22 protein-coding genes are annotated in these 23,364 nt (G+C 65.4%); 13 read left to right on the plus strand and 9 right to left on the minus strand.

What is annotated here, in order from left to right:
- Positions 1 to 185 precede the first annotated feature (185 nt).
- The 5 genes from SFA35_RS10020 to SFA35_RS10040 all read left to right on the plus strand — a co-directional run bounded on the left by SFA35_RS10020 (position 186) and on the right by SFA35_RS10040 (position 8,012).
- On the plus strand, positions 186 to 4,268 hold the full coding sequence (locus tag SFA35_RS10020; RefSeq protein ID WP_320577795.1) for a bifunctional nitrate reductase/sulfite reductase flavoprotein subunit alpha: 4,083 nt from the start codon (positions 186 to 188) through the stop codon (positions 4,266 to 4,268).
- Between the two features lie 55 nt (positions 4,269 to 4,323).
- The gene (locus SFA35_RS10025; RefSeq protein ID WP_320577796.1) at positions 4,324 to 5,529 is read left to right on the plus strand and encodes a CmpA/NrtA family ABC transporter substrate-binding protein; all 1,206 of its coding nucleotides are present in this window, start codon (positions 4,324 to 4,326) and stop codon (positions 5,527 to 5,529) included.
- A gap of 12 nt (positions 5,530 to 5,541) precedes the next feature.
- The gene (locus SFA35_RS10030) at positions 5,542 to 6,117 is read left to right on the plus strand and encodes an ANTAR domain-containing response regulator (RefSeq protein WP_320577797.1); all 576 of its coding nucleotides are present in this window, start codon (positions 5,542 to 5,544) and stop codon (positions 6,115 to 6,117) included.
- 312 nt (positions 6,118 to 6,429) lie between these two features.
- On the plus strand, positions 6,430 to 7,641 hold the full coding sequence (locus SFA35_RS10035) for a nitrate/nitrite transporter (RefSeq protein ID WP_320577799.1): 1,212 nt from the start codon (positions 6,430 to 6,432) through the stop codon (positions 7,639 to 7,641).
- A 29-nt stretch (positions 7,642 to 7,670) separates the two neighbouring features.
- A complete protein-coding gene (locus SFA35_RS10040; protein WP_320577801.1) occupies positions 7,671 to 8,012 on the plus strand; it encodes a hypothetical protein in 342 nt (113 codons plus the stop codon).
- Between the two features lie 15 nt (positions 8,013 to 8,027).
- On the opposite strand, the gene SFA35_RS10045 is transcribed toward SFA35_RS10040, so the two are convergent.
- Together SFA35_RS10045 and SFA35_RS10050 are read right to left on the minus strand one after the other, a co-directional pair.
- A complete protein-coding gene (locus SFA35_RS10045; protein WP_320577803.1) occupies positions 8,028 to 8,375 on the minus strand; it encodes a hypothetical protein in 348 nt (115 codons plus the stop codon).
- A gap of 200 nt (positions 8,376 to 8,575) precedes the next feature.
- A complete protein-coding gene (locus SFA35_RS10050; protein WP_320577805.1) occupies positions 8,576 to 9,547 on the minus strand; it encodes a hypothetical protein in 972 nt (323 codons plus the stop codon).
- Between the two features lie 479 nt (positions 9,548 to 10,026).
- Between SFA35_RS10050 and SFA35_RS10055 the strand changes: the two genes are divergently transcribed.
- The gene (locus tag SFA35_RS10055) at positions 10,027 to 10,260 is read left to right on the plus strand and encodes a hypothetical protein (protein WP_320577807.1); all 234 of its coding nucleotides are present in this window, start codon (positions 10,027 to 10,029) and stop codon (positions 10,258 to 10,260) included.
- 42 nt (positions 10,261 to 10,302) lie between these two features.
- Here SFA35_RS10055 and SFA35_RS10060 read toward each other — a convergent pair whose 3' ends face one another.
- Positions 10,303 to 12,063 carry a tannase/feruloyl esterase family alpha/beta hydrolase gene (locus SFA35_RS10060; protein WP_320577809.1) on the minus strand — a complete coding sequence of 587 codons (1,761 nt, stop codon included), beginning with the start codon at positions 12,061 to 12,063 and terminating at the stop codon, positions 10,303 to 10,305.
- Positions 12,064 to 12,283: 220 nt separating this feature from the next.
- Here SFA35_RS10060 and SFA35_RS10065 point away from each other — a divergent pair, with 220 nt between their 5' ends.
- Positions 12,284 to 12,463 carry a hypothetical protein gene (locus tag SFA35_RS10065; protein WP_320577811.1) on the plus strand — a complete coding sequence of 60 codons (180 nt, stop codon included), beginning with the start codon at positions 12,284 to 12,286 and terminating at the stop codon, positions 12,461 to 12,463.
- Positions 12,464 to 12,484: 21 nt separating this feature from the next.
- On the opposite strand, the gene SFA35_RS10070 is transcribed toward SFA35_RS10065, so the two are convergent.
- Positions 12,485 to 13,393, minus strand: coding sequence for a LysR family transcriptional regulator (locus tag SFA35_RS10070; RefSeq protein WP_320577812.1), 909 nt, complete (start codon positions 13,391 to 13,393; stop codon positions 12,485 to 12,487).
- Between the two features lie 83 nt (positions 13,394 to 13,476).
- On the opposite strand from SFA35_RS10070, the gene SFA35_RS10075 reads away from it, so the two are divergent.
- Positions 13,477 to 13,998: an SRPBCC domain-containing protein gene (locus SFA35_RS10075; protein WP_320577814.1), complete on the plus strand. Its 522-nt coding sequence runs from the start codon at positions 13,477 to 13,479 to the stop codon at positions 13,996 to 13,998.
- A 29-nt stretch (positions 13,999 to 14,027) separates the two neighbouring features.
- Here SFA35_RS10075 and SFA35_RS10080 read toward each other — a convergent pair whose 3' ends face one another.
- Positions 14,028 to 16,427, minus strand: a complete 2,400-nt coding sequence (locus SFA35_RS10080) for a DUF3772 domain-containing protein (protein ID WP_320577817.1) — start codon at positions 16,425 to 16,427, stop codon at positions 14,028 to 14,030.
- 195 nt (positions 16,428 to 16,622) lie between these two features.
- Entirely contained in the window at positions 16,623 to 17,075 is a 453-nt protein-coding gene (locus SFA35_RS10085; RefSeq protein ID WP_320577819.1) for a hypothetical protein, read from the minus strand.
- A 151-nt stretch (positions 17,076 to 17,226) separates the two neighbouring features.
- Between SFA35_RS10085 and SFA35_RS10090 the strand changes: the two genes are divergently transcribed.
- Together SFA35_RS10090 and SFA35_RS10095 are read left to right on the plus strand one after the other, a co-directional pair.
- Positions 17,227 to 17,655 (plus strand): TOBE domain-containing protein, encoded by a 429-nt coding sequence (locus SFA35_RS10090; protein ID WP_320577822.1) that lies wholly within the window; start codon positions 17,227 to 17,229, stop codon positions 17,653 to 17,655.
- Between the two features lie 111 nt (positions 17,656 to 17,766).
- Positions 17,767 to 17,997 carry a hypothetical protein gene (locus SFA35_RS10095; RefSeq protein WP_320577824.1) on the plus strand — a complete coding sequence of 77 codons (231 nt, stop codon included), beginning with the start codon at positions 17,767 to 17,769 and terminating at the stop codon, positions 17,995 to 17,997.
- Here SFA35_RS10095 and SFA35_RS10100 read toward each other — a convergent pair.
- Positions 17,988 to 18,887, minus strand: a complete 900-nt coding sequence (locus SFA35_RS10100; protein WP_320577826.1) for a LysR substrate-binding domain-containing protein — start codon at positions 18,885 to 18,887, stop codon at positions 17,988 to 17,990. The genes SFA35_RS10095 and SFA35_RS10100 overlap by 10 nt on opposite strands.
- A 20-nt stretch (positions 18,888 to 18,907) precedes the next feature.
- Complete coding sequence (locus tag SFA35_RS10105; protein ID WP_320577828.1) at positions 18,908 to 19,402, minus strand: pyridoxamine 5'-phosphate oxidase family protein; 495 nt, start codon at positions 19,400 to 19,402, stop codon at positions 18,908 to 18,910.
- A 142-nt stretch (positions 19,403 to 19,544) separates the two neighbouring features.
- Here SFA35_RS10105 and SFA35_RS10110 point away from each other — a divergent pair, with 142 nt between their 5' ends.
- From SFA35_RS10110 to SFA35_RS10120, 3 genes are all read left to right on the plus strand, one after another.
- Complete coding sequence (locus tag SFA35_RS10110; RefSeq protein WP_320577831.1) at positions 19,545 to 20,150, plus strand: TetR/AcrR family transcriptional regulator; 606 nt, start codon at positions 19,545 to 19,547, stop codon at positions 20,148 to 20,150.
- Positions 20,151 to 20,324: 174 nt separating this feature from the next.
- Entirely contained in the window at positions 20,325 to 21,008 is a 684-nt protein-coding gene (locus tag SFA35_RS10115; RefSeq protein ID WP_320577833.1) for a type 1 glutamine amidotransferase domain-containing protein, read from the plus strand.
- Between the two features lie 65 nt (positions 21,009 to 21,073).
- On the plus strand, positions 21,074 to 22,213 hold the full coding sequence (locus SFA35_RS10120; protein WP_320577835.1) for an alkene reductase: 1,140 nt from the start codon (positions 21,074 to 21,076) through the stop codon (positions 22,211 to 22,213).
- A gap of 88 nt (positions 22,214 to 22,301) precedes the next feature.
- On the opposite strand, the gene SFA35_RS10125 is transcribed toward SFA35_RS10120, so the two are convergent.
- Complete coding sequence (locus SFA35_RS10125) at positions 22,302 to 23,264, minus strand: LysR family transcriptional regulator (RefSeq protein WP_320577837.1); 963 nt, start codon at positions 23,262 to 23,264, stop codon at positions 22,302 to 22,304.
- Positions 23,265 to 23,364: the final 100 nt, after the last annotated feature.

Consider the following 23,364-nt stretch of genomic DNA (forward strand, 5'->3'; position numbering starts at 1 on the left):
CGCAGGCCCTGCGGCCCGGCGGCACCTGCCGGGTTGGCCCAGCCATTGCAGCGCCATGGCAAAGGCCGTCAACGACGATGGCCATCCATCAGGCAACACCCACGACAAAGGCGCCGTGCCGCTCCCGTTGAAAAACGGTCGAGCTGCCGGCGCTTTTTGCGTTTTTTGCAAGAGAGAGAAGGGCGATGGCGCAGGCCTCAGGTTCAAGCACCCCCACAGCTGTTCCCACCGCAGTGCGCAGCGTATGCCCGTATTGCGGCGTCGGCTGCGGCATTGTCATGCAGGTGGAGAACAATCTGATCGTCAAGGTCAGCGGCGACAAGCAGCACCCCAGCAACGCCGGGCGTCTGTGCACCAAGGGCAGCACCTGCGGCCAGGCGGTGGCCAACAGCGGGCGCATGGAGCATGCGTTCGTGCGCCAGCAGCGCAGCCATGAACCGGTGCGCATGGGCATCGAGGCGGCCATCCAGGCCACCGCCGTGCGCCTGCGCTCGATCGTCGACGAGCACGGTGGCGATGCCGTGGCCTTGTATGTCAGCGGGCAGATGTCGCTGGAGGCCCAGTATTTGGCGAACAAGCTGGCCAAGGGGTTCATTCGCAGCCGCCATATCGAGTCCAACTCACGACTGTGCATGGCCAGCGCCAGCAGCGGCTACAAGTTGTCGCTGGGCGCCGATGGGCCGCCGGGCGCCTACGACGATTTCGACCACAGCGATGTGTTTCTGGTGATCGGCGCGAACATGGCCGACTGTCATCCCATTCTGTTCCTGCGTCTGCTCGACCGGCTGAAGGTCGGTGCTCGGCTGATCGTCGTCGACCCGCGGCGCACGGCCACCGCCGACAAGGCGGACCTGTTTCTGCAGATCGCCCCCGGCAGCGACCTGGCGCTGCTCAACGGCCTGCTGCACCTGCTGGTGAGCAACGGCCATACCGATGCGGACTTCATCGCACGGTTCACCGAAGGCTGGGAGGTCATGGAAGACTTCCTGCAGGCGTACACCCCCGAGTTCGTCGCCCAGGTCACCGGCCTTAGCGAGACGGCGATTCGCCAGGCCGCGCAGTGGATCGGCGAAGCCGGCAACTGGATGAGTTGCTGGACCATGGGCCTCAACCAGAGCGTGCAGGGCACCTGGCACACCAATGCGCTGTGCAACCTGCACCTGGCCACGGGGGCGATCTGCCGCACCGGCAGCGGGCCGTTTTCCCTGACCGGCCAGCCCAACGCCATGGGTGGCCGCGAGATGGGCTACATGGGACCCGGCCTGCCAGGGCAACGTTCGGCGCTGGTCCCTCAGGACCGCGCCTTCATCGAGCAGCTGTGGGGCGTGGCGCCTGGCACCCTGCGCGCCGAAGCCGGCAGCGGTACCGTGGCGATGTTTCAGGCCATGGCGGCGGGGGAGATCAAGGCCTGCTGGATCATCTGCACCAACCCGGTCGCCAGCGTGCCCAATCGCCAGCAGGTCATCGACGGCCTGCGCCGCGCCGAGCTGGTCATCACCCAGGACGCCTACCTGGACACCGAGACCAATCGCTTTGCCGACATCCTGCTGCCCGGTGCGCTGTGGGCCGAAGCCGAGGGGGTCATGGTCAACTCCGAGCGCAACCTGACCCTCACCCAGCAGGCGGTGCAGCCACCCGGCGAGGCCATGGCCGACTGGCAGATCATTGCCCGCGTCGCCGGTGCCATGGGCTACGGCGAAGCCTTCGATTACGCCGACGCATCCCAGGTGTTCGAGGAAATCAAGGGCGCCTGCAACCCGGCCACCGGTTACGACCTGCGCGGCGTCAGCCATCAGCGCTTGCGCCAGCAGCCGTTGCAATGGCCCTGTGCGAGCGAGCAGGCGCCGCCGCGCAACCCGATCCGCTATCGCTGCGCCGCCGCGGCGATGGCGTCCCCCTCCATCGTCTTCGCCACGCCCAGCGGCAAGGCGCAGTTCTTCGCAAGGCCGCACCTGCCGCCGGCGGAGTTGCCCGACGAGCAGTTTCCAATGGTGCTCAACACCGGCCGCCTGCAACACCAATGGCACACCCTGACCAAGACCGGCAAGGTCGCGGCTCTGAACAAACTCAACCCCGGCCCCTTCGTCGAGGTCCATCCCAGTGACGCTGCCAGGCTCGGCATCACGGCTGGCAGCCCGGTACAGATCCGCTCGCGGCGCGGCACTGCCGAGCTGCCGGCAGTCATCAGCGACCGGGTGCGCCCCGGCACCTGTTTTGCGCCGTTCCACTGGAACGACGTGTTTGGCGAACGGTTGGCGATCAATGCGGTGACGGCCGATGCTGTCGATCCGATTTCCCTGCAACCGGCGTTCAAGTATTGCGCCGTCGAGCTGCAAGCCAAGGCTGGGGCGCCCGTCGCCCAGGCCTCCATCCAGGAGCCAGCCAGCGTGCCGATCGATGCCCTTGCCCGCCTGCTCGACCTGCAAGGCGCTACGCCACCGAGCCTGAGCGCCGACGAGCAACAGTACATGCGTGGCTACCTGCTGGGCCTGCGCAGCCGCGAGCGGGTCGGGCAGGGCGTGCCGACGATACCCGCCAGCGCACCCTTCGGCGTGCAGCAGAGGCTGCTGCTCAACGGTGTGCTGGCGGGGCTATTTTCCAGCGCCAGCGATGCTGGTGCGCAACAGCAGGCTGCAACGCTGCCCGATGCCCAGGCGCCGCAGCTGCTGGTGCTGTGGGCCTCGCAGACCGGCAACAGTGAGGTGCTGGCCGCCGCCTGCGCAGAGCGCCTGGGCAAGGCAGGCCGACCCGCGCAGGTGCAGGCCATGGCCGAGTCCAGCCTGGAACAACTGCGCAGCGCTGCCGGTGTGCTGCTGGTGACCAGCACCTTTGGTGATGGCGACCCCCCGGACAACGCCGAGCCGTTCTGGCAACTGCTGCAGGATGCGCCGCCCCAGGCGCTGGCGGCCAGCCGCTTCAGCGTGTTGGCGCTGGGGGATTCCAGCTACCAGCAGTTCTGCGGCTTTGGCCGCAAGCTGGACGAACGGCTGGCGGCGCTTGGGGCCGAGCGGATACAGCCACGGCTGGAGTGCGAACCGCAATATCAGGAGCTTGCCGAGCAATGGCTCGGGCAACTGTGCGCCAAGCTCGCGCCCGGCGCACCGATTCAGGCCGGCACGGCATCCTCCCCGGGGGCGGCGAACAGCGCCAACCCCTACACCCGCCAGCAACCGCTGCACGCACGGCTGTTGCACAACCGTGTGCTCAACGGCAAAGGTGCGCAGAAGGAAACCCGGCATCTGGTGTTCGACCTGGCCGGCCATGACTTTCCCTATCAGGCCGGCGATGCACTCGGCGTCTGGCCGAGCAATGACGCGGCGCTGGTCGAAGAATTGTTGAGCCTCATCGGCCACCCGGGCGACACGGCGGTGCAACTGCCGGGCCACGGGCCGATGCCCTTGCGCCAGGCGCTGAGCGAGCATCTGGAGATCGCCCGCATTCATCCGGACCTGCTGCGCCGGGTCGCCCATCACAGCGCCAACGCGCGCTTGAGCGAACGCCTGGACGACGAACCCGCGGCCCTGCAGGCCTGGCTGTGGGGCCGGCAGCTGCCGGACCTGTTGCGCGAGTATCCCCTGCAGCTCGAGGCGGCGCGCTGGGTGGAGATGCTCAAGCCGTTGCAGCCGCGCCTGTACTCGATCAGCTCGAGCCCCGCGCTCACCCCCGATGAGGTCCACCTGACGGTCGCGACGGTCCGCTATCAGCACCAGGCACAGGCCAGGGGCGGGGTGTGCTCGACCTTTCTGGCCGACCGCGCCGAGGCTCAAGGCGCGCGGATTTTCCTGCAGAAATCGGCGCATTTCCGCCCGCCCCAGGATCCGGCAACGCCCTTGATCATGGTCGGCCCGGGCACCGGTATCGCGCCGTTTCGGGCGTTTCTGCAAGAGCGCCAGGCCCGTGCTGCCCAGGGCCCCAACTGGCTGTTCTTCGGCGAGCAGCGTGCCCGCTGCGACTACTACTACCGCGAGGAATTGCGCGACTGGCAACGCAGCGGCCTGCTGCAGCGTCTGGACACGGCGTTCTCGCGGGATCAGTCCGACAAGATCTACGTGCAGCAGCGCATGCTCGAAGCCGGCGCCGAGCTCTGGCAGTGGCTGGAGCAGGGCGCGTGTCTGTGTGTGTGCGGCGATGCCGCGCGCATGGCCAAGGACGTCGACGCGGCGTTGAAGCAGATCGTCCAGCGCCATGGCAAGATGAGCAGCGGTGCTGCGGCGCTCTACGTCAGCAGCATGAGCAAGGAGCGTCGCTACCTGCGTGATGTGTATTGAGCAGGTGGCCGTCGGCGCAGGTTTTTTTCAGGCAACACAGGCAGGACGAATCGGCATGAGCGACAACAGCGATACCCTTGCGCAGCTGCATGCCCTGGCATGGGTGGCCGGCAGCGACGGCCCGGAAAAGCCCGAATTGAATATCGGCTTCATGCCGCTGAGCGACTGCGCCTCGGTGGTGGTGGCCGCGACCCAGGGTTTTGCGCAACCCTATGGGTTGAGCCTGAACCTGCGCCGGCAGACCTCCTGGGCGGGGCTCAACGACAAGCTCCTGAGTGGCGAACTGGACGCCGCCCACGCCCTGTACGGCATGGTCTATGCCATCGAACTGGGCATCGGTGGGGCGCCGGCCACGCCCATGGCGGTGCTCATGGGCCTCAACCAGAACGGCCAGAGCATCAACCTGTCGCAGCCGCTCAAGGCGGCAGGCGTCACGGACGGCAGCGCGCTGCGCCAGCACGTGCTGGCCAATGCCCGCAAGCTCGACTTTGCCCAGACCTTTCCCACCGGCACCCACGCCATGTGGCTGTACTACTGGCTGGCGAGCCTGGGCATCCACCCGCTGCAGGACGTCAACAGCGTGGTCATTCCGCCGCCACAGATGCTCGCCCACCTGCAGTCCGGGCGCATCGACGGGTTCTGCGTTGGCGAGCCGTGGTGCGCCGATGCCGTCGCCCATGCCCAGGGCTTCACTGTGGCGACCAGCCAAAGCATCTGGCCCGACCACCCGGAAAAGGTCCTGGCCTGCACTCGCGAGTTTGTCGAAGCCTACCCCAACACCGCCCGCGCCCTGGTCATGGCGGTGCTCGAAGCCAGCCGCTTCATCGATGCCAGCACGGAAAACCGCCGCAGCACCGCGCAGTTGCTCAGCGCCAGCGATTACCTCGACCTGCCGGCCAGCCGCATCGAGCCGCGCCTGCTCGGCCACTACGAGGACGGCCTGGGCAACCAGTGGCAGGACGCGCACCCGTTGCGCTTTCATGGCGATGGCGCGGCCAATTTCCCGTACCTGTCCGACGGCATGTGGTTTCTCACCCAGTTCCGGCGCTGGGGGCTGCTGCGCGACGATCCGGATTACCTGGCGGTGGCCAGCCGGGTCCAGCAGATCGACCTGTACCGCCAGGCGGCCGGCAGCCTGGAGATCGCCGCGCCCGCCGGTGCGTTGCGCTGCTCAAAGTTCGCTGATGGCCGCGTCTGGGACGGCAGCGATCCGCTGAGTTATGCACGCAGCTTCGCCGTGCATGCCCGTCATGACCAGTAACCGGAGGCCCGCATGCTGCGCATCCTGCTGATCAACGACACCTCGAAAAAGGTCGGCCGCCTGCGCGCTGCCCTCAGCGAAGCCGGCTTCGAGGTCATCGACGAATCGGGCTTGACCATCGACCTGCCGGCCCGGGTCGAGGCGGTGCGGCCCGACGTGGTGCTGATCGACACCGAGTCACCCGGGCGCGACGTGATGGAGCATGTAGTGATGATGACGCGCGATCGCCCGCGGCCCATCGTGATGTTCACCGACGAGCATGACCCCGGCGTGATGCGCCAGGCGATCAAGTCGGGCGTCAGCGCCTACATCGTCGAAGGTATCAATGCGCAACGGCTGCAACCGATCATGGACGTGGCCATGGCCCGTTTCGAGTCCGACCAGGTGTTGCGTTCGCAGCTGCACGCCCGTGAGCAGCAACTGGCCGAACGCAAGCGCGTGGAGTTGGCCAAGGGCATGCTGATGAAAATGAAGCAGTGCAGCGAGGAGGAGGCCTACACGCTGATGCGCCGTCAGGCCATGAGCCGGCAGCAGAAGTTGATCCAGGTGGCCGAGCAGATCATCGCCATGAACGACATGCTCGGCTGACCTGCACCAGCGTGCGGCACCCGGGCTTTGCCCGTGCCACGCCGCAGGGCAGAACGCCACGGCCTGCTCGACCGCGCGCCGCGCGCCAGAGCCTGCGCCGCCACTTGGCACACAAACTGCTGTATCCCGCTCAACGGTAACCAACGGCGGTTGCCCCACCACGACAAAGACGTCGCTCTTCTCTGCCCGCACGCGGGCAGGGGAGGCGGCGTCTTTGCGTTTCTGGCCTCGAAGACGAGGCGGTGGAGTGGCCGTCGGCGGTCACTCACCTGCACACACGACCTTCACAGTTTTTTGCAGATGAGGTGCTGGATGAACAACAATTTCTGGAAAGCCGGGCACATACCAACATTGTTTGCCGCGTTTCTGTATTTCGACCTGAGCTTCATGGTCTGGTACCTGCTGGGGCCGCTGGCCGTACAGATCGCCGCCGATCTGCAGCTGACCACCGAGCAGCGCGGCCTGATGGTGGCCACGCCGATCCTCGCCGGGGCGGTGCTGCGCCTGTTGATGGGCGTGCTGGCCGATCGGTTGTCGCCGAAAACCGCTGGCATCATCGGCCAGGTGATCGTCATCGCGGCGCTGCTGGCGGCCTGGCAGCTGGGTATCCACAGCTATGCCCAGGCGCTGGGGCTGGGCGTGTGCCTGGGCATGGCCGGCGCGTCCTTTGCCGTGGCCTTGCCGCTGGCCTCGCAGTGGTACCCCGCCGAGCATCAGGGCAAGGCCCTGGGCATCGCTGGCGCGGGCAATTCCGGCACCGTGCTGGCGGCCCTCGCCGCGCCGTTGCTGGCGGCCGCCTTTGGCTGGACCAACGTCTTCGGCCTGGCGCTAATTCCGCTGGTGCTGACCCTGGCGATCTTCAGCCTGCTGGCCAGGAATGCGCCGGGCCGCAGCCCGGCCAAGTCGGTGGCCGACTACCTCAAGGCCCTGAAAGACCGCGACAGCTGGTGGTTCATGTTCTTCTACAGCGTCACCTTCGGTGGTTTCATCGGCCTGGCGAGCGCCTTGCCTGGGTACTTCCATGACCAGTATGGGCTCAGCCCGGTCACCGCAGGCTATTACACCGCGGCCTGCGTCTTCGGTGGCAGCCTCATGCGCCCGCTGGGCGGCGCGCTGGCCGACCGCTTCGGCGGCATCCGCACCTTGTCGGGCATGTATGCGCTGGCGGCCATCTGCATTGGCGCCGTGGGCTTTCACCTGGCCAGCTCGATGGCAGCGCTGGCCCTGTTCGTCAGCGCCATGCTCGGCCTGGGCGCCGGCAACGGCGCGGTTTTTCAGCTGGTGCCGCAGCGCTTCGCCAAGGAGATTGGCGTCATGACCGGCCTGGTCGGCATGGCCGGAGGGATTGGCGGCTTCCTGCTGGCGGCGGGGCTTGGCGCAATCAAGCAAGGCACCGGTGATTATCAGCTGGGCCTGTGGTTGTTCGCCGTGCTGGGTGTGGTCGCCTGGTTCGGCTTGCAGAGCGTCAAGCGTCGCTGGCGCACCACCTGGGGTTCGGTGACCTTGACGGCGGCGCGGGTCTGATTGCCGGCACCGTTGCAGGTTTTGCGGGGATGGACACTGTCGCCAGTACTGGCGACAGACCGGCGGTCATGCCGATAGGTCGTAAGCCCAAAGAGGGTGTCGAAGGTGTGACGGGACTGGCTTACGGAACCGCACCGAGGTACCTCTTTATGGATAAAGGCCCTGAATTCCGCTCCCGCGCCCTGCAACTGGTATTGGATGTGGACGCCTCGACGATCATTGTGATGCACCTTGTCCGCGCCCATCAGATGGCAGGGCAGAAGTGGTGCACAGCCATCGCCCATCAGGATGACTGCATCGACAAGTGGCAGTCATACATCACCGGTCTGAATCGCCACCACACAAACCGTCAGCCACCGCGTATCGATTGAATGCCGTCGCCCGCGTCAGCCTCTGGCGGCATGCCCCAGGTGAGAAAACCTGGAGCCAAGGCGGTTTTCCAATTCGGCAATGCGCGCCTGACAGCTCGCCAATTGCCGGGCAAGGGCGTCGTAATCGTCGGCCAGGACCACCCACGGCCTGACCCCTGCCCTGGAAGCACTTTCGATCCCGGCGGCGCTTTCCTGCAGTTGCCAGCGCAGTGCTTCCCGGGGCGGGCGCTCAGGGGTGCGATCGCCCTGGGCCTCGCGGATCCGCCGGATGCCCTCCCGGCACTCCAGCTGCGAGATTTCCCCACGCTCCAGGCGCGCCTGCCATTCGACGATGGCGGCCCTGGCCAGGGTTTCGAGGTTCATGGTTGCTCCTTGAGGCCAGCGCGGCCTGGCGACGTGTGGATCTTGTGGGTACCGATGGCGACTGCACAGGCCCGCCTCAGCGGCGCGCACGCTTATATTGCTGAATGGACGGGGCAGAAATCGAGTACTGGATCCAGGCTGAGCAAAATTTCATGAATCGAATCAGCCTCGCCGTGGTCACGGCCCCTGCAGCGCCCGGATCAGCGACATAAGGGCCCTTCACAGTGCAACGAATTGAAATCGTAGACCGCCGAATGTCCCCGTTGCCCGGTCGGTAGCGGGACGCCCCTGGGCACGTAGAACGTGACCGCATGGCCGCCATACAAGCCGGCCGGGAAGGTGAAGGCTTTGAGCACCACATAGGCCCCGGATACGCTCGGCAAGGGGCGCGCCGCGGCGCCACCGGCCACCGGCGGAACGTCGCGTTCAGCGGGTGTGGCCGCCGCCCTGGCGTCGACCCAGGCTTGAACGTCGTCGCGGGTGGCCGCGCGCAGCGAGCCATTGCGCACGGCTTCGTCGATCCCGGCCTGGCCCGCCAAAGGCCCTTGTTTGTCGCGAAGGGAGTCAGGGGTGACGGCCGAAGAGGTCACCAGCCGGGGATTGGGGCCCAAGGGCGAACCAATCAGGATCTTGCCGGATTTATCGCCCGGATAGACCATCGACACCGGCTGGCCGAACAGGCGTCGCGACAAAGGGTTCAAGCCCACGGTGGAATCCCTGCTCACGTAGGAATAACCGCAGGGTCCCTTGTTTTCGTAGCTGCTGTTGAGCACGGGCACCGTCGAGTCAAGCCCGGCCAGCACTTGCCGGTTATAGCCGGAAACATAGACGGCGACGATCCGGGTGCCCGGCGTCCAGCCGATATTCCACACGGTGGGGTCATAGGCGCCGAGAATCAGGGCCACGGGTTTGTCCGGGCTGTTGACCGCGATGTCGAATTGCGTGGCCTGATTGCCACTCTGATCGATCTGAAACCCCACCTCGCGTCCTGAATAGCCGCCAGCGGCGTAAACCACCAGATCGGCCGGGGCGGTGAAATTTTCAAAACCACAGATCGGCGCAGCGCTGACCTGAGCGGGCGGCGGATCCACCTCGAACTTGAACGGTTTCAGGTCGTCGGCGCAGGCAGCGCCGGCGATCATCATCAATGCTGCAGCCATCCTTGCTTTCATGCCTGTTCCCTGAGCCTGTGCCAATGGCGCACACATTAATGCAGCGTGGTGAAAATCACTAGCCACGCTCGCCTGATGGGCGGCTGGCTGCATCGGCCTTGCTCTAGCGAGTGGGCAGCCGTGCGGTGGTCCCCACGGCCTGCGTGCCCCCCCGCAGCTGTAGTACCACAGCCGATGCATTTTGCGCTGAGCTGCGCCGTGGGACTCTGCCGGCGCCAACGATCGTTGGCTCCACGGCGGCGCAAAGGCATCCAGCTGGGTGGCAACTGCTGTTGGCTCAGGATGGTTCGGACCGGACCTTGAACCGCACCTGAGTCCTGCATGACTGGCTGATCCGGCTCGCAGGGTGCCTGCTGCATGGACACAGGCCTGGATCAGCCGTCACTGCAAATGAATAGGCCCCTCATCGGCAATCGCTGGCTATCCACCGGCAAACGGCGCATTCATGTCATCCGGCATTTCGCTGGGAAAGGAAAATCATGCCTCGTGATTTCACCGCCCCATCCGAAATGGCCTGCCCCAAATGCGCCGCCATTCCATTCGATACCCATGACCTCAATATCGACAAGATCAGCGACCTGGTCGAACTCATTGGCCACAGTTGTGTGCGCTGCGGCTATGAGGTGGTCGAAGAAGACGTCGAGGTCGCCATCGTCGCCGCACTGGAGCGCCTGCTGCTCAGGCGAGCCGGTGCAATCAAGGTGTCCGACTGATTGCCTGGCGCAGCGGCGTTGTGCGCCGCTGCGCCAACTCGCTCAGAGCTTGAACGGGTAAGGTGAGAAAAAGTCGCTGCCCAGCCACTGCGGCACGCTGCCCTGGCTTTGCAATTGGGCCGGGCGGTAGGCGTCGGCTTTGCGGGGATCGCCCTGGCCGCTGTACACCGCCGTATAGGGGTAGGGGTAGAGGGGGCGCGAGCGGCCGGCATTGGCGGCATCTGCCGGGCTGACCGGCAGGCTGCCGAGGCCCGGCGGCGGACCCTTTCGGTTTGGCGCGGCTTGGCCTGGCTCATCAGGACGGCTCAGCGGCGCGCCGAAGCCGCGGCCGCCGGGCGGTGGTGCGTCCACCTGGGTGGCGATGATCGCTTGGGGCGCCTGCCCCTGTTCCACCCAGGCCAGCATTGGCGTCAGCAGGTCCATCTGGCTGGGGCCTTCGCCGCCTGCGCAGTGGTGCACGCCGGGCAACAGGTACAACCGTTCGAACGCCTGGGTGGCCGCCTGGCCCATCTGGCGCTGCACCGCCTCGTGGTAGGCAATGCTGTTGATCGGCGAGATATGCGGGTCGGCCCAGCCGTGCCAGATGATCAGCTTGCCGCCGGCAGCCGCGAAGCGCGACAGGTCCGGGTTGGTGGCATCGTAGAGTGCATGCAACGGGCGCAGGCGATCGAACGTGGCCTGGTCGAACGCCAGGTCCGCGAGCTTGAAACCGGCCGCCGGGTTGTGCTCGAACACCACGCTTTGCAAGGCCTGCAACGCAATCATCGAACTGAACACCGGTTGGTCCCGGTTGGCCGGCACGAACACGCCGGCCCAGGCCAGCTCCGAGCCGGGCAGCAGGCCGCTGATGATCAGCCGCTTGCCGCTCACCGGGTCCACGGGGCCGCTGTAGAACCGTGTGACTGCGGTGACCTCCTGTTGACTGAGGCATTGCTCGCCGGCTTGGCCGTCGGCGCACTGCAGCACGGCCGGGTCGAAGTGGCAGGCGCGCGGGTCGCTGAGCAGGCGGTCAACCTGGCCGTCTGCCGCGTCGCAGGCCTTGAGCACGGCTTCATGCAGCAGCGGCAAGCGCGCGGCGGTGACGATCGCCTTGCCGTCGGCCGCCGTGTTGGAGCGCGCCAACCAGGCGTGATAGAGCGCATTCTGGGTCTGGAAGTTGAGCGCCGCCGCACCGGCGATGACCCCGTTGAAGTCCTCGGGATACCGCTGCGCCTCCATCAGTGCCTCGCGGCCACCGTCCGAACAGCCGCTGAAGTAGGCGTAGCGCTGCGCCTGACCGTAATAGGCCTGGATCACCCGCTTGGCCACCGCCGCAGTCAGGTGAACCGCGCGGTAGGCGAAATCGCTGCGCTTGCGCGGGTCCTCGCCGAATTCGGCGCCGTTGCCGTGATGGCCCATGTCGGTGGACGCCTGGACGAACCCTCCTGATGCCAGTGGAGCGCAGCCTGCGGCGGCCCCCACTTGCTCGGACACCCGCCCGCACAGGCCGCCGCAGCCGATCTGCAGATAGCGCTGGGTCCAGCTGTGGGTGGGCAGCAGGATCTGGAAACCGATCGTGGGTGCCAAATTGCCCCTGACTTCGCAGACGGCGGTGCCTTGATGGTCGATCTCGCGGGCCGAGTCGATGCGGCTGCCGGCGCCGCCCATGTCATCGAGCGTTATCGACGCGAGGTCTGCACATTGGCTGACTGGCGCCACGCTCGCCAGTTGTGCCGGCGCTGCGGACAGGGGCGCCTGTGCGGCGAGGGTGGGCAGGGTGACCGCGAGCAGTGTCCATACGCAGCCCAGTAATCCGGCTTTCATGGTGTTTTTTCCAATCCTGATAAGAAGGCGAGCCATCTGGCTCGGCGCAAGGTTATCAAGCGAGCGGCCGCCGGCTGATGGGAAGTCGGTGACTCATGGGTATCGGCCCTGACATATTGCGGCGGCGGCCGATAAAAATAGATGGGAGGTAGTGGCACTATGCTATGTATCTGCGGTCAAATGCGTTACAGACAACAAGAAGAGCACCCCAGGGGCCATCATGACACCAGCGCAGCAAGCCGATCTGCAATTCATCAGCGCGGAAATCTCCCGCCTCTCCCGTGAAATCCTCTCCCTGCGTGGCGCCTGCGCCGACCGCCGCGTATTCGTTGGCCTGGTGCTGGCCCGTGATGAGCTCATCCACCGGCTGATGGCGAGCGAGGGCGGCCCGGCCGACTGATCGGCGCCGGCGACCGGCAGCTTATCGCACGGCTCGACAGGCCTGCGTCAACAAGGCTCGCACCCATTGCTGGCCAGGGTCGCGGTGGGTGCGCTCGTGCCACACCAGGGTCTTGCGAAAGCCAGGTATCTCCAGGGGCGGTTCGAGCATGACCAGACCTGGCTGGCGCAGCGCCAGCCGGCGCGGCACCACGGCGATCAGGTCGCTGGCCAGGAGGATCTCCGGCACCACCAGAAAGCTGCTGACCGAGGTGACCACTCGCCGACTCCGGCCGATCCGCGCCAAGGCCGCGTCGGTCACCCCCTTGAAAGCCGCCCCCGAAGACGAAACCAGCACATGGTCCAGGGCACAGAACCGGTCCAGCGACAGGCTGCCAGCGGCGGCATCTGGGTGATCGGCGCGCAGCACGCACACGTAACGCTCATCGAACAGGTCGCTGGCACGCAGCCCCGGTGCAGTGGTCTCAGGGGTGAGCAGGGCCATGTCGACGTCACCGCGGTCCAGCTGGCCGTGCAGTTCCCGATGGTCGACCGGTTGCACCGCCACCCGGATGTTCGGCGCGCGCAGGCGCAGGCTGCCCAACCAGGGCACCACCACCGCCCGCAAAGCGTAATCGGTGGACGCGATGACCAGAGTCATGCTCGCGGTAGCCGGATCAAAGGCTGCGGGCCGCAACATTGTCTCGATCTCGCCCAGCAGCCGCTTGACCGGCTCCGCCAGCTGCTCGGCCCGCGCCGTCGGCACCATGCCGCGCTGGGCGCGGACGAACAGCGGGTCGTCGAAGCTGTCACGCAGCCGCATGAGCATGCCACTGACGGCTGGCTGGGTCAGCGCCAGGCGCTGCGCCGCGCGGGTCACGCTGCGTTCGTCGAGCAGGGCGTCAAAGGCCTTGAGCAGGTTGAGGTCGAGGTTTCTGATATCAGGATTCATGATGCTTCGCATAAAGAACGGCGATTGGCGTTATTTCAAGCTAGCACTTAGCCTTTGCAGCGTCCATTCAGTCGAGGCAATCCATGAACGCAATCCACTGGCCGCAAGGCTTCGAACCCGGGTACACGGATAATTTCGTTTCCAATGAGGTGATAGTCGCCGGCCTGACAGCAGCCCAGGTCTGGCCGTTGTTGAGCTTCGCGCACAAGTGGCCCAGCTACTACGGCAACAGTGCCAACGTGGGCTTTCACGATGGCAAAGGCCCGGAGCTGGCCGACGGCGTGCGCTTTCATTTCGAGACCTTCGGGTTTCCAGTTCAGGCGCAGTGCAACGAATGCGTGGCCCCGGCAGCCGGTGAACCGGCGCGCATCGCCTGGCATGGCTGGGCGGGCGAGGGTGACACGCGGCTGGACGTGCACCACGCCTGGCTGATCGAAGACCTGCCGGGTGGGCGCGTGCGCATCCTCACCCAGGAGACCCAGAAGGGTAGACCGGCACAAGAGTTGGCTCGCACCAGGCCCAACCCGATGCTCAACGGGCATCAGGATTGGCTTGACGGCCTGGTTCAGGCGGCGCGGGCCAACGGCTTGTCAGCCCCTCTATAGGGGGGCGGTTGGCCGGCGCTGGCGCCGAATCACTCCGGCGTGGCCTTCGCTTGACCGTCGTTGATCAGCAGCATGCTCTGCGGTGCGGACAGCTTCACGCCCAGCTCGCGCAGACGGTCCAGCACGGTGAACAACAGGTCGCTGCGCGCGTTGCCGACCAGGCGCGGGCTGTTCACGTAGCCGCTGACGCTGATGATCAGGCCGCTGCTGGTCAGGTCCTTGAACGTCACCGAAGGCGCCGGGTTGTCGAGCACCGCTTCGTGCTCGCTGAACGCCTTGAGCAGCAGGTCGCGGATGGCCATGACGTCGGTGTCCAAAGGCAGGGTCAGGGAAATGCCGACCACGCCCAGGGCGTTGCCCATGGTCACGTTGCGCACGTTCTGGGTGATGAACTGCGAATTGGGCACGATGACGGTGGAGCGGTCACCCATCTGGATTTCCGTGGCGCGCACATTGATCCGCCGGATATCCCCTTCGACCCCGGCCAGGCTGACCCAGTCGCCCACCTTGACCGGCCGCTCGGTGAGCAGGATCAGGCCGGAAATGAAATTCTGCACGATGGCCTGCAGGCCGAAGCCGATGCCCACCGACAGGGCGCTCACCACCCAGGTCAGGTTGGTCAGGCTGATGTTCAGGGTGGACATGACCACGGCGGCCAGCACCACGAAGCCGATGTAGCCCACCAGCGTCACCAGCGAGGCGCGCATGCCGGCGTCCAGGTTGGTCTCCGGCAGCAGCCGCTCGCCCAGCCATTCCTTGAGTACCCGCAGGCAGAACAGGCCGCCGGCGAGCAGCACCAGTGCCAGCAGGATGTCGCCAGGCACCAGGTTGAGCTTGCCCAGCGGTTGATCGTTCAGGCTGATCTGGGTGAAGCGCTCGAGCAGCTCGCCGGGGCTCGAGCCGGACGGCACGAACGCCAGCAGGATGGCGCTGAGCAGCAGCAGGGTCCGGCCCACCCCGGCCAGCAGCGTGCTCGCCTGGGCCTGGTGGCGCTCGGTCAGGCCCAGCGCCGCGCCCAGTGCGATCCCGCCCGGTTGCCGGGGCGACAGCAGGGTCTCGCAGATATCGCCGAAGCAGGCGATCACCAGGTACGCGGTCGCCGCCACCACGCTGATCCACAGCAGCTTGACGGCGAGGAAATAGGCCAGGGTCAGGTACCCGCCCAGCAACGCCAGCAGGCTGAAGCCGACCCAGGTGGCGATGATGAACGGCAACAGGCGGGCGAAGCCGGACGGCCGCTGCAGGCCCAGGCGCCGGCGGGTGCGGCGGTAGCGCCAGAGGGCGAGCAGGAAGGCCAGGGAGATGGCCAGCGCCGTCAGGCCGTTGACCGCCACGGTCAACGCCAGGGTGCTGGCGATGACACTGTTGATGCGCTCCTGGGTGCCGATGATCAGCAGCGCCAGGGCCAGCGCGGCGGGAAAACGACCCAGCGCGGCGGCGATCTCGTCGGCCAGCGGCGTCAGGCGCCAGGATGGATAGGCCACCAGGCACAAGGCGCGGCCCAGGCCGACAATGAAGGCGCAGAACACCACCAGGGTCTGCAGCTGGTCGAGCAGGTTGAGCAGGTCGTCGCTCAAGTCGGCGTCGCCGACCACCGCCCAGCGCAGCAGGGAAGTGGACACGACGATGATGACAATGGTCAGCAGGCCGATGGCCAACGCCAGCGCGCTGCGGCGCAGGCGCCCCTCCGGCAGCCAGCGCACCATCGCCCAGATCAGCAGACGCTCCAGCAGGCGCCGGCCCACCGCCCACAGCAGCAGGGCGCCGACCACGATCGCACCGAACACCAGGCGCTTGCCGGGGGCCAGGGCGGCGGCGAACACGTCCTTCACTTCGCTGAACAGGCCATGCATGCGGCCCAGGTCGTCGTCGGTCGGGCGAATCAGGTTGGACCAGAACAGCGAGCTCAAGGGGCTGGCCGAGCGCGAGCTGATCTGCGAGTCGAACAGGCTGCGGCGCAGGCTGAAGATTTGCGTGGCCAGGTTGCGCGCCGATTGGCTGAGGGTGTTGGTCTCGGTCTGATCCTTGACCAGGCTGTTTTTCTGCGCGGTCAGCGCCTTGCGTTGGGTGGTGAAGTTCGCCGCTTCGTCCGGCTGGGGGGGGCCAAGAATACTCAGCTGTTCGTTGAGGTGCTGCAGGTCCAGCGCCTGCGTGGCCGAGAGCGCATCGGCCTGCTTCTGGATCTGCAGGGCGCCCTGGCGTAGGTTGGCCAGCAGGTCGTCGTTGGCCTTGACCGAAACCTTCTGGCGGATCTGGTCGAGTTGATCGCTGAGCTCGTCGAGGCTGGGACCCTGGGGCGCAGTCGTCTGCTCGGCGGTGGCGGGGGCTGGCGAGTCCTGCGCGGCCTGCGCCGCCACGGGCACAGCGGCGCACAGCGCCAGCCAGGCCAGTAGCCCGATGATGAATGAGGAGCGCAACTGGCGCGGCATGGCGGTTCTCCGATTGACGACTGGCGCCAGATTGACCCTGGGATCACTCGGAAATTCCCGCCATGGGGCGGTAGTGCGGTAAATGTAAAGGTGGCGTGACCTTGGGGGGTGGTCGGTCCGGCGCTCCGCAAGCAGGTTTGATCTTCAGGTGTCAACAGCTTGCGGTTGTGCCCCCCGCGCTGCGCCTGTCAGCGCTCAGCCATTGCAGGCCCTCTGCCCGCCGCCGGTGACGGCGGCATGGGCGTCCTTGCCGACTACCGAATCCAGGGTGTAGTCCAGCTTGATCGCCTGGATCTGCACCACCTCGATACAGGTGACGCGGCTGTCCCGGATCGAGGTCACTTTCTCCAGCGGGCCGATGCTCTGGCCGCGCAGGATAGGGCCCAGCACTTCGATCACTTCGTCGTTGCCGCTGAGTTTCTGTCCCTTGGCATCGAAGGCAGCGATGGTGACGCGAACGGTCTTCAGCGGCTCGCGGTACTCGCTCTTGACCGTGATCGATACCTCCACCTGGGAGTTGGCCGGGCTGACCGAGGACGTCAGGTGCGGGATGGTGACGGGAAATCCGCCGCTCGACGTGCTGTCCTGCGAGGTGCTCGAGCAGGCAGCGAGGGAGCAGCATAAGAGCAGGGTTGCGACCGTTTTCATGGGATTCCTTCCAGACGGTAAATTTTTACAAAGGGTAGCAGGCTTACCGGTAGTAGCCCGCCGATCGAAAAAACCGCTTCAGCGCTGGGCTGTCATTTACACAACGGCTTAATGGATCCTAGCAACAATCTTCAATAACAAAGGATCCGGCATGAAAGTCAGCGCTCGTAACGTTTTCAAAGGTACCGTCAGCCAGGTCACGCCCGGCGCCGTCAATGCCGAAGTCGAATTGAGCTTCGGTGGCGGCGAGAAGCTGGTCGCCGTGGTGACCATGGCCAGCCTGCAGAGCCTGGGCCTGGCCGTGGGCAAAGAAGCGGTGGCGCTGGTCAAGGCGCCTTGGGTGATGTTGATGACCGATGCCGAGGGCTACCGGTTGTCCGCGCGCAACTGCCTGGAAGGCAAGGTGCTGCGCGTCACCGACGGTGCGGTGAACTGTGAAGTGGTCGTGCAGCTGCCCAGCGGCGCCGAAGTCTTCGCCATCGTCACCCGCGACGCCGTGCAGGAGCTGGGTCTGGCTGCAGGCGTCAAGGCAACCGCAGTGATCAAGGCCTCGCACATCATTCTCGGGGTGGCTTCCTGAGTTCTGTTCGCGCATTGATCGGCTCGCGCCGATAAATTCTGAACCCGCTCGCTTCAGTCCATGCCCAACGCTCTACAGGCGCCCGATGACTGGAGCCCAAGCGGAGCGAACATGCTGATTGCCACCGAAGAACTGCAAAGAATTGCCCTCGTCGCGCTTATCCAACAGCTGCAGGCGATGAACGTCGACCTGTCGACTGCCGCCGAGGGCGCCAAGCTGCGCATCCTCGGCAGCCCGCAGCTGTGCATGCTGCCGGCCGAATTCCGGGTGCGCTGCGCTTCGGCGGTCGACACCATGATCGCCGAGGCCGCGCAGCCCCCCGTCTCAGCCGATCAGCTTTGATAATTCGGCGAATAGCTATGGCGCAGAACGGCCCTGAAGGCGTCGAACGCGGCCGTCGAATAGCCGGCTCGCCACACCAGCCAGGTGGGGTAGGGGATCGAGTCGCCCAGTTCGACGCTGGCCAGTTCTGCACTCAGTTGCAGCACGCTCTGTGGAATCACACTGAAACTTTGCCCGGCCGCCACGCACGCCAGCATGGCGTGGTAGGAGCCGACTTCATGCACGTCCAGCGCATTGCCTGAACCCTGCGCCGCCAGCCACTGGCCGGCCAGCTGCCGGTAACTGCACCCGGCCTGGAAGGCCGCCAGCGACATGCGCCCGGCCTGCCCGAGCAGATCGCCCGGCGTGCAGCCCTTGGGCAACACCACGCGCAGCACTTCGGCATAGGCGCGCTCGCCTGCGAAAGCATAGCTTTGCAGGATATCCTCGGGCTCGTCGTCGCCTTCGTACGGCATGGCCAGCAGCGCACAGTCGATCTCGCCACGATCGAGCAGGTCGATCAGGCGCTGCGACGGGCCGGTGGTGACCCGCAAGATGACGCCCGGTGAAGCTTGATGGAACTGGCTCAACGGCACAGGCAGGCGGCTGGCTGCTGTGCTTTCCATCGAGCCCAGGCGCAAGGTGCCCTGGGGCGTGGCCGGGTGCATCGCCTGCTGCGCTTCGTTGGCCAACGCCAGTAGGCGATGGGCGTACTGGAGAAAGACCTGCCCCTGATCGGTCAGGCGCAGTTTCTTGTTGTCGCGGTTGAACAGTGCGACCCCCAATTGCCCCTCGAGGCTCTGAATGCGCGTAGTCACATTCGACTGCACACGCCCCAGCTGCGCTGCCGCTCGGGTGATGCTGAGCTCGGCGGCGACGGTCTTGAAGATTTCCAGCGTGACGATGTCCATGACAAGCCTCAAGCAGGGGGTCAGCCACGTGACCGGTTGATGTCATCGAGCGGCACCTCGACGCGCATTTTCAGCGTGCCGGGTTCCAGCTCGCGCTCGGAGAGGCTGTTGAGCCAGGCGGTTGTCGGCGTTGCGCGGTAGAAGCGCTTGATGCCGCCCGCAAGAAACATCGACAGGTCGACCTGCTCGTCCGGGTACAGCAGTTCGGCGGCCTTGGCCGCTTCGGCCGGGTCGGGCACTTCCCGGGCTTCGCAGCGCAGGTAAAGGCACATCTTGTTGTTGGTGCCGCGCGCGCGGGTCGAGTCATAGAAGGTCAGGAAGGCCTGGCCGTTGGCGCACAGGTTTTTCGAATGCACCGCATTGACCCAGGACGACCAATAGAAATTCAGCCCGGCGTCGGGCAAAGCAGTGGCCGGGGTGTTCCAGGGGCCGTCCTCACCGCTGGTGGCGATGTTCGCATAGATGCAGGCGCTCAGGATTTCGGCGGCCCGTTGGCCCAGATCTATCTCTTTCATGATGACCTCTATAATCTTTCTATGGGAATGTAATTACAGAAACGTTCTCATAAAGAGATTATCACTTCACCCGCAGGATGCAACCATGGCGTCGCTCGAGGGCGACTAGACTGATCGTCTAGCAAGCATTACCATGGCCGCCATGAGCACTCCAAAGACCCGTGAAACCTCAGATGTCCGCCAGGGAATCCTTGACGTAGGCCAGCGCATCATGGCCGCCAAGGGGTATTCCGCCGTGGGCCTGAACGAAATCCTGGCCACGGCGGGGGTGCCCAAAGGCTCGTTCTATCACTACTTCGAATCCAAGGACGCCTTTGGCGAGGCGCTGCTGGAGAGCTATTTTACGGTCTACCTGGCCGAGCTCGATGAAGTGCTCGCCCTGCCGGGGCTGAACATGGCGCAGCGTCTGACCCGCTACTGGCAGATCTGGCAGGACACCCAGTCGTTCCAGGACTGCCAGGGCAAATGCCTGGCGGTGAAACTCGGGGTGGAAGTGGCCGACCTCTCCGAGGCCATGCGCGCGGTGCTCAAGCGCGGCACGGCTGGCGTCATCGAGCGCCTTGCCCAGGCGATCGAGACCGGCCAGGAGGAAGGTTCGCTGACGGTGCGCGACACGCCCCATGCGGTGGCTCAAAGTCTTTACCAGCTGTGGTTGGGCGCCAGCGTCATGGTCAAGATCAGCAAGACCACGCAACCCTTCACGACCGCGATGGCCACCACCCGGCAGGTGCTCGACCTGGCTGACTGACCTTTCTTGCACCACACTGCAAATGCACTGAAAAAAAACCCGAAGAAAACACTAGACGACTGGTCTAATTGAATTTAAGGTAGCACCAGATCCAGCGCACTTTCGGGTCGCCTTGCAAATAGACGACTGGTCTAATCCAAGCAAGCACTCTCACTCTGGCACAGGAAAAGCATAATGAAAGTTCTCATGGTACTGACCTCCCACGACACCCTGGGCAACACCGGCCGCAAGACCGGCTTCTGGCTCGAAGAGCTCGCCGCGCCTTACTACGCCTTCCTCGATGCCCAGGCCGAGATCGTTCTCGCCTCGCCCAAGGGCGGCCAGCCGCCGCTCGATCCGAAGAGCAACGAGCCGTCCTTCCAGACCGACCTGACCCGCCGTTTCGAAGCCGACGCCGCCGCCAACGCCGCGCTTGCCAGCACCGTGCGCCTGGACAGCGTGTCCCCAGCCGACTTCGATGCCGTGTTCTACCCGGGTGGCCACGGTCCGCTGTGGGATCTGGCCGAAGACCCGGTCTCGATTCGGCTGATCGAAGGCTTCATCGCCGCAGACAAACCGGCCGCCCTGGTCTGCCACGCTCCCGGCGTGCTGCGCCATGTGAAGAAGGCTGACGGCACGCCGCTGGTGCAGGGCAAGCAGGTCGCCGGCTTCACCAACTCCGAGGAAGAGGCGGTAGGCCTCACCGACGTGGTGCCGTTCCTTGTCGAGGACATGCTCAAGGCCAACGGTGGCCTGTATTCCAAGGGGCCGGACTGGGCTTCCTACGTGGTCCGCGACGGCCTGCTGATCACCGGGCAGAACCCCGGTTCGTCCAGCGAAGCGGCGCAGCTGCTGATCAGCCAGCTGCAGCAAGGCTGAAGTTGCCCGCCGGCGGGAGAGGTCACGGCGTCTCCCGCCCCCCGACGTTTCAAGGAAATCCAATCATGCAGCACCGCTCTCTGTTCGAGCCCACTTCGCTGGGCGCCATCACCCTGAAGAATCGCATCGTCATGCCACCGCTGACCCGTCAGCGCAGCGGCCAGCCGGGCGACGTGGCCACGCCGCTGATGGCCAGCTACTACCAGCAGCGCGCCAGCGCCGGGCTGATCATCAGCGAAGGCACGCAGATCGAACCGCGCGGCCAGGGCTATGCCTGGACGCCGGGCATCTACAACCAGCGCCAGATCGACGGCTGGCGCACGGTGACCGACGCCGTGCACGCTGCCGGCGGGGTGATCTTCGCCCAGCTGTGGCATGTCGGCCGTGTGTCGCATCACGCGCTGCAACCGGACCAGGCCGCGCCGGTGGCGCCGTCGCCGATTGCCGCAGACAAAGCCAAGGCGTTCATTGAAACTGCGCCCGGCAGCGGCACCTTGGTGCAGCCGTCGATGCCGCGTCAGTTGAGCGTCGAAGAGATCAAGGCGCTGGTCGAGCTGTACGCCCAGGCCGCCCGCAATGCCCTGAGCGCCGGCTTTGATGGCGTCGAGATCCATGCGGCCAATGGCTATCTGGTCAACCAGTTCATTTCCACCCACGCCAACCAGCGCACCGACGAATACGGTGGCTCGCTGGCCAACCGCCTGCGTTTTCTGCGCGAAGTGGTGCAGGCGATGAGCGCCGTGGTCGGCCCGCAGCGGGTGGGGGTGCGCTTCTCGCCATTGTTCAGCAGCACCGATGAAGATCGTGTGTACATCGGCTTCGTCGAAGAAGACCCGCACCAGACCTACATCGAGGCGATCCGGGTGCTGGAAGAGCAGGGCATCGGCTACCTGTCCATCGCCGAGGCCGACTGGGCCAACGCACCCGACCTGCCCGAGGCATTTCGTCGCGAGGTGCGCGACACCTTCAGTGGCCGCATCCTCTACGCCGGGCTGTACACCGCAGAACGCGCCGCGCGGCTGGTCGAGTCCGGGCTGGCCGACCTGGTGGCGTTCGGCAGACCCTTCGTCGCCAACCCCGACCTGCCGCAGCGCATCGCCCAGGGCTGGCCGCTCAATCCGTTGAACGCTGAAGGCTTGTATGGCGGCGGGGTGCAGGGGTTCACCGATTACCCGCGCTATTCACCGGCCTCGCAGGTCGGCTGAAGGCTGGGGAGAAGCGGTGCGTCGGGGCAAGCGTAGCTTTCCTGGCCGCGCGGTGATGGTTACCGGCGGCTGAGCGACTCGCCTGCTGTCAGGCGCCGTGGCTCCCGGACGAGGGAGGTTCGGTAGCCGCGTTGCCTGGCTGCACGAGCCCCTCTTGATCTCGTGCCCATTGCCTTACAGCTTCGGCAAACATCCTCAAGGCCATGGGCGGGTGCCGGTTGGCAGGATAATAGAAGCATGCGCCCGGATAGTACGGGCCCCAATCCGGTAACAGATGAACCAAACGCCCCTCACGAAGGTGATCATCGACCTGGTGCACTGGCAGCCATGCGATACCGATTCCGGCCAGGGCTGCCTCCTCCATCAAGTTGATATTGTCCATGGTCATCGGCCCGTCGACATCGATGCTGGCCGTTCTCCCTGAGTGGCCAAAATCCCAACGGAACAAGGTACCGCTCGCGAAACGAAACCGGATACAGCGATGGGCTTTGAGGTCGTGGGGCGCTAGGGGTGCCGGGTGCCGACCAAGGTATCCAGGAGAGGCCACGGCTGCAAAGCGAATGTCAGGGCCGAAACGGACAGCGACCATGTCGCGCGGAACGTCATCGAACAGACGGATGCCCGCATCGAACCCATCGGCGACGATATCGACCAGGCGGCTGTCGGCGATGCATTCAATGTGTATTTGCGGGTTGTCCTGGAGGAACTTGGGCATCACGTGACGGATCAGCGGTTTGAACGATGACTCCGACGCGCTGAGCCTGATCGTGCCCGAGGGCGTATTGCGCTCGGAGGTCACATCGTTGACGGCGCACTCCAGGTCACCGAGCAAGGGCTGGACACGATTGAACAGCTGCTCTCCGGCTTCGGTCAGCGCTACGGAGCGTGTGGTGCGGTTGAACAATCGCAGCTCAAGACGCGCTTCGAGTCCACGCATTGAATGACTGAGCGCAGAAGGCGATACGCCCAGCGTTCTCGCCGCGCCGGTGAAGCTGCGCTGTTCGGCAATGGCTACGAACGCCGTGAGCTCTGGAAGGCCAGCACGGATCATTGATGAATTCCTCTCATCTAGCCGTGAAACGCCAGGCAGATTGTTGAAGTGAGCACAGGAATTTAAAGTGTAACTGTCAATTACCACTCTGCGAAGGTGA

Source organism: Pseudomonas sp. HR96 (assembly GCF_034059295.1).
Lineage (GTDB): Bacteria > Pseudomonadota > Gammaproteobacteria > Pseudomonadales > Pseudomonadaceae > Aquipseudomonas.

What these genes read in the sequence shown, in the direction of transcription:
- SFA35_RS10020 (WP_320577795.1), top strand. Translation starts at nt 186, where the DNA reads ATGGCGCAGGCCTCAGGTTCAAGCACCCCCACAGCTGTTCCCACCGCA.
- SFA35_RS10025 (WP_320577796.1), top strand. Translation starts at nt 4,324, where the DNA reads ATGAGCGACAACAGCGATACCCTTGCGCAGCTGCATGCCCTGGCATGG.
- SFA35_RS10030 (WP_320577797.1), top strand. Translation starts at nt 5,542, where the DNA reads ATGCTGCGCATCCTGCTGATCAACGACACCTCGAAAAAGGTCGGCCGC.
- SFA35_RS10035 (WP_320577799.1), top strand. Translation starts at nt 6,430, where the DNA reads ATGAACAACAATTTCTGGAAAGCCGGGCACATACCAACATTGTTTGCC.
- SFA35_RS10040 (WP_320577801.1), top strand. Translation starts at nt 7,671, where the DNA reads ATGGACACTGTCGCCAGTACTGGCGACAGACCGGCGGTCATGCCGATA.
- SFA35_RS10045 (WP_320577803.1), bottom strand. Translation starts at nt 8,375, where the DNA reads ATGAACCTCGAAACCCTGGCCAGGGCCGCCATCGTCGAATGGCAGGCG.
- SFA35_RS10050 (WP_320577805.1), bottom strand. Translation starts at nt 9,547, where the DNA reads ATGAAAGCAAGGATGGCTGCAGCATTGATGATGATCGCCGGCGCTGCC.
- SFA35_RS10055 (WP_320577807.1), top strand. Translation starts at nt 10,027, where the DNA reads ATGCCTCGTGATTTCACCGCCCCATCCGAAATGGCCTGCCCCAAATGC.
- SFA35_RS10060 (WP_320577809.1), bottom strand. Translation starts at nt 12,063, where the DNA reads ATGAAAGCCGGATTACTGGGCTGCGTATGGACACTGCTCGCGGTCACC.
- SFA35_RS10065 (WP_320577811.1), top strand. Translation starts at nt 12,284, where the DNA reads ATGACACCAGCGCAGCAAGCCGATCTGCAATTCATCAGCGCGGAAATC.
- SFA35_RS10070 (WP_320577812.1), bottom strand. Translation starts at nt 13,393, where the DNA reads ATGAATCCTGATATCAGAAACCTCGACCTCAACCTGCTCAAGGCCTTT.
- SFA35_RS10075 (WP_320577814.1), top strand. Translation starts at nt 13,477, where the DNA reads ATGAACGCAATCCACTGGCCGCAAGGCTTCGAACCCGGGTACACGGAT.
- SFA35_RS10080 (WP_320577817.1), bottom strand. Translation starts at nt 16,427, where the DNA reads ATGCCGCGCCAGTTGCGCTCCTCATTCATCATCGGGCTACTGGCCTGG.
- SFA35_RS10085 (WP_320577819.1), bottom strand. Translation starts at nt 17,075, where the DNA reads ATGAAAACGGTCGCAACCCTGCTCTTATGCTGCTCCCTCGCTGCCTGC.
- SFA35_RS10090 (WP_320577822.1), top strand. Translation starts at nt 17,227, where the DNA reads ATGAAAGTCAGCGCTCGTAACGTTTTCAAAGGTACCGTCAGCCAGGTC.
- SFA35_RS10095 (WP_320577824.1), top strand. Translation starts at nt 17,767, where the DNA reads ATGCTGATTGCCACCGAAGAACTGCAAAGAATTGCCCTCGTCGCGCTT.
- SFA35_RS10100 (WP_320577826.1), bottom strand. Translation starts at nt 18,887, where the DNA reads ATGGACATCGTCACGCTGGAAATCTTCAAGACCGTCGCCGCCGAGCTC.
- SFA35_RS10105 (WP_320577828.1), bottom strand. Translation starts at nt 19,402, where the DNA reads ATGAAAGAGATAGATCTGGGCCAACGGGCCGCCGAAATCCTGAGCGCC.
- SFA35_RS10110 (WP_320577831.1), top strand. Translation starts at nt 19,545, where the DNA reads ATGAGCACTCCAAAGACCCGTGAAACCTCAGATGTCCGCCAGGGAATC.
- SFA35_RS10115 (WP_320577833.1), top strand. Translation starts at nt 20,325, where the DNA reads ATGAAAGTTCTCATGGTACTGACCTCCCACGACACCCTGGGCAACACC.
- SFA35_RS10120 (WP_320577835.1), top strand. Translation starts at nt 21,074, where the DNA reads ATGCAGCACCGCTCTCTGTTCGAGCCCACTTCGCTGGGCGCCATCACC.
- SFA35_RS10125 (WP_320577837.1), bottom strand. Translation starts at nt 23,264, where the DNA reads ATGATCCGTGCTGGCCTTCCAGAGCTCACGGCGTTCGTAGCCATTGCC.